We start from the raw sequence: 4239 nt of genomic DNA on the forward strand, positions 1-4239 counted from the left end.
GCGTTCAAATTTAGCCTTAGCCATAAGTAACCCTTATTAAACAAAACGGCGGTGATTGAAAAATCAGCATTGTAATGCTTACGAGGGAGGCTTGCAAGATGGTGCTGATACCCAGAATCGAACTGGGGACCTCGTCCTTACCAAGGACGCGCTCTACCGCCTGAGCTATATCAGCATTGTGATCTTATTGGAGCGGGCAGCGGGAATCGAACCCGCATCTTCAGCTTGGAAGGCTGAGGTAATAGCCATTATACGATGCCCGCGGCCTTCTCGTAGCTATTCTCCTGACGAAGATGGTGGAGGGGGAAGGATTCGAACCTTCGAAGGCAGTGCCGGCAGATTTACAGTCTGATCCCTTTGGCCACTCGGGAACCCCTCCACTAATGGTGCCGCTTATCCGAGTCGAACGGATGACCTACTGATTACAAGTCAGTTGCTCTACCAACTGAGCTAAAGCGGCACTACGTCAGTGGGTGCGAATTCTAGTGGAATGCGGAAAGTCGCGCAACAGAAAAACACGAAAAAAGCGGATTTTCTTAGCCAAGTGGCTAAATGCTAGCCAAAACAGCTTTTAATTGTCGATGTATTGCGCAATACCCCGAAATAACAAAAAGGGATCAACCAACACTGGCAGATCAGGCAGATAGCTTTTTAACAGTTCGGCATCACCACCAGTGAGCACCAGCTGTTGTGCCGGTGTTGTTTGCCAGCCCAAACGGATTGCACCTATTATTGCTGCCAAAGCGCCGTTTTCGACACCGGCGCTGGTAGAACAGCCCGGGGCGAGGTTTGGCATCAGCTGCTGCGCCTTATGTACCCGCGCGGTTTGAGTCAGCAATGCTTGCTGCTGTAATTGTAATCCGGGCAAGATCCACCCACCCAGATGACGATTTGCCTCCAACCAATCAAAGGTCACAGCAGTTCCGGCGTCGACGATTAACTGACGGTCTGCCGGATAAGAGCGATAAGCACCTAGCATCGCTAACCAGCGGTCAACACCAAGTCGTTGTGGTTCAACATAGCTATTTATCAAGCCAAAGGCGCTGGCCTCAGTATGCAATTGCACCGTTGGAAAATTTGCCGCTTGCAGACCCTGTAACAGCTCCGTTGTTTTCTGCTCTGTTGCTACGCTGCTCAGGTAAGCCGCAGTAACAGGTAGTTTAAGCAAGCCAGCAACGGAATCGAATGCCAACTGTTGGAACTGGCCGTTCTGATATAGTGCGGCTTTTAAACGGCTGTTTCCCAGATCCAATAGTAGCTGCATCAGGTTGCTCCTCTTAAACTGAGCTCTCCGCCATAAAACGCCTGTAAGCCTGCGACAGTTTCAAGAAGCAGGGCACCTTGTTGATCCACACCACGACAAATGCCGCTGATCTCTTTGCTACCACTGAGTTTAACTGCTTTACCGGCATAGAGATCAAACTGATTAAAACGCTGCTGAAAGGGTGCAAAGCCCGCAGCGTTAAACAGCTCCAGAGCACCAATTAGATGTTGCTGCAAACGGGCAATTAGCACATTGCGGTCAACCGTTGCTGTGGCGTGAGATTGCAGATCGGTGAATGGTTGGTCGATGCTCTGGTCTGCCAGCTGCGGCAAACGAATATTTAAGCCTATGCCAATGACTAACTCACACACCGCATCCGCTTGCCCTGCCAACTCAACCAGAATGCCGGCAGCCTTTGCCCCGTTGATGTATAAATCATTAGGCCATTTTACTTGCGCTGGCACCTGATAATCTTGCTGCAACAGGTCAGCCAATGCGCAGGCGACGACCAGACTCAATCCCATGGCAGCAGGGATCCCCTGCTCCAACCGCCAATAGCAACTAAAGTATAGACTGCTACCAAAAGGCGAAAACCATTGCCGCCCACGGCGGCCCCTTCCTGCGGTTTGCGCCTCGGCCACGATCACTTGTCCCGGCTGTAACGGCTTACCGGCCTGGATCAGTGCCAATAGCTGCGCATTGGTAGAGTCAGTAATATGCTGCACGCGGATCTCCGGACCATCATTACACTGTAAACTACGGATCACTGCCGCATCTAACAGCTGCAATGGGCTGGAGAGCGCATAGCCCTTACCCTTTAGCTTAAAGATATCCAACCCGAGTTGACTTAACTGCTGCAGATTATTCGCGATTGCGGTACGACTTAAACCAAAACGTTCAGCCAAACGCTGACCGGAATGAAACTTACCGTCAGCAAGTAAAGCCAGCAACTGCCGTTGTAGCTGTAAGTTAGGCTGGGACATGGTGCTGTCCGGCGCCATTGAGTAATCTGACTTCGGGTTCAAGCTCAATGGCGAAGCGCTGCAGCACGGTACTTCGAATGGTAGCGATTAAAGCCAGTAAAGGGGCACTATCGGCCAGGCCGTAATTCACAATGACCAGCGGTTGCTTCTGATAGCAGCCGACGTTATCAACTACCACGCCTTTGAAACCAGCTTGCTCTATTAGCCAGGCAGCAGGTACCTTGACACCCTCTGCTTGTGGATAGCCGGGCAGTGTTGGATAGTCATGGCGTATAAGTTGAAACTGCCGCTCGGTAATAACAGGGTTCTTAAAGAAGCTGCCACAATTTGGCAGCTGCCGGTAATCAGGAAGCTTACTTTGCCGGATCTGGATAACAGTTGCGAAAACCTGCTGTAACGTGGCTGTTTTTGGTAACTCTTTTAAGCCGGGATAATCCAGCACTGGCATAGGCTGGCGTGATAGCGTCAGGCCAAGGGCCACTATTACGCCGCGGCCCTGCAATTGCTGTTTAAAAATGCTATCGCGATAAGCAAACTGGCACTCCGATGCCGGTATCCGTACTACTTCACGGCGCTGCCAGTCGTAGAAGTCAACATAGCTGCAGCGATCTGAGAGCTCGACACCATAAGCACCAATATTCTGTACCGGCGCTGCGCCCACCGAGCCCGGTATTAAAGCCAGGTTTTCCAGACCCCATAATTGCTGCTCTATCGTCCAACTGACCAGTTGATGCCAGTTATGGCCAGCTTCAACGTGTAACAGAACATGGTCAGTATCGGCGTGTTGGCTTATTCTCTTAGCAAGATAGCGTAACACCGGCTTATGCTGCGTAGCCAAAAAGATGGTATTGGTACCCTCGCCTAATACTGTTGGATAATCCGGTCCGCTAAATTGCTTAAGATCCGTAATATCGGCGGCGAGAAATACCTGGTCGAGTTGATAAGGCAGGCGAAAACTTGAGTACTGTTCAGCTGCTTGCTGACGAAGAAGTTGCATAGCAAAACCATGGTTGTGAATTAGCCGCAATTTTAAAGAACCCCCGCCGTGAGCGCAAATTTATTGCGGCTTTGGCAGGAAAGGATTGGTTGCAGATGCCAGATAGCGCTGACAGGTCTTTATCAGGCTATGCGCTTACGGATATCTTGAGGCTTTTTGTTGTCTCAGTGTTTTGTGTTGTCTGACTTAACACTTTTTATGGCTGTTGTTTGGTCGTAGTGTGGTGTGTCATTGATGGCGTGGTTATGGCTCGCTGTGATAAGTCGTTGTTGGGGTTTGGGTTGGTCTTTTTTATCACCATCGCAGGATGACTCCGGTACGACGGGCGTACCGGAGTCTGAGTATCGTGTCATCGTCTAGTTTGGCGCTTCGTATACAGTTTTAGAGTCGGAGTGCGATAAAGCATGGCGACAACTTCGTCTGGAACGAAGTTGGACTGACAGGAGCAGTATTGAGGTGCCTTCATGCCCCTCGCAGAGCTCGGGGCGTTCAGCCGGCGCCAAGCCAAACGGTTGGCTTGTCGTCTCCCGGCTTCACTGTACTACTCTGCGCATGGTATCGCCCTTCATAAATACTCCGATATAGCATGGCGACAAAACTGCCGGGAGCAGTTTTGGACTGCCTCAGGCAGGTCCGAAGGGCGAAACACAAGGAGGTGTTTCGCAATGCCACCGCTGTGGCTGTCATGCGAGTGCAGTACACCCGCGTAGCGGATAAAGCAAAAAGCCCACTCGACTGAGTGGGCTCTTTGGCTTGAATGAGGTGCCTTCATGCCCCTCGCAGAGCTCGGGGCGTTCAGCCGGCGCCAAGCCAAACTGTTGGCTTGGCGAATTCCCGGCTTCACTGTACTAAGTTGCTCACCCCCTCCCTGGGGTTCGCCGCTTCGCGGCCAGCTAAAGCTGTCCAAATTCGCTCCCGGCGAATTTGTCGCATGGTATCGCCCTGCTCGAGCAGTACACCGCGTCAGAATCGCAGCCAATAAAAAAGCCCCACTC

At 51.5% G+C, this 4239-nt stretch carries 3 protein-coding genes and 4 tRNA genes; all 7 read right to left on the reverse strand.

Translation table 11 applies throughout. The features are described 5' to 3' along the window. Window positions 1-99 precede the first annotated feature (99 nt). Window positions 100-175 (reverse strand) — tRNA-Thr (locus A9165_RS16180). A 13-nt stretch (window positions 176-188) separates the two neighbouring features. Next, window positions 189-263, reverse strand: a tRNA-Gly gene (locus A9165_RS16185). A gap of 31 nt (window positions 264-294) precedes the next feature. Continuing rightward, window positions 295-379, reverse strand: a tRNA-Tyr gene (locus A9165_RS16190). 5 nt (window positions 380-384) lie between these two features. Beyond that, window positions 385-460: transfer RNA gene (locus A9165_RS16195), tRNA-Thr, on the reverse strand. A gap of 111 nt (window positions 461-571) precedes the next feature. Continuing rightward, window positions 572-1264, reverse strand: coding sequence for a type III pantothenate kinase (locus tag A9165_RS16200; protein WP_008609616.1), 693 nt, complete (start codon window positions 1262-1264; stop codon window positions 572-574). Next, complete coding sequence (birA, locus tag A9165_RS16205; RefSeq protein ID WP_065956655.1) at window positions 1264-2247, reverse strand: bifunctional biotin--[acetyl-CoA-carboxylase] ligase/biotin operon repressor BirA; 984 nt, start codon at window positions 2245-2247, stop codon at window positions 1264-1266. Before birA ends, A9165_RS16200 begins: the two co-directional genes overlap by 1 nt. Further along, entirely contained in the window at window positions 2234-3244 is a 1011-nt protein-coding gene (gene murB / locus A9165_RS16210; protein WP_065956656.1) for a UDP-N-acetylmuramate dehydrogenase, read from the reverse strand. The genes birA and murB overlap by 14 nt, the downstream gene beginning before the upstream one ends. Between the last annotated feature and the right edge of the window lie 995 nt (window positions 3245-4239).

Origin of the sequence: Alishewanella sp. HH-ZS, from assembly GCF_001704375.1 — a bacterium.
GTDB lineage: Bacteria > Pseudomonadota > Gammaproteobacteria > Enterobacterales > Alteromonadaceae > Alishewanella > Alishewanella aestuarii.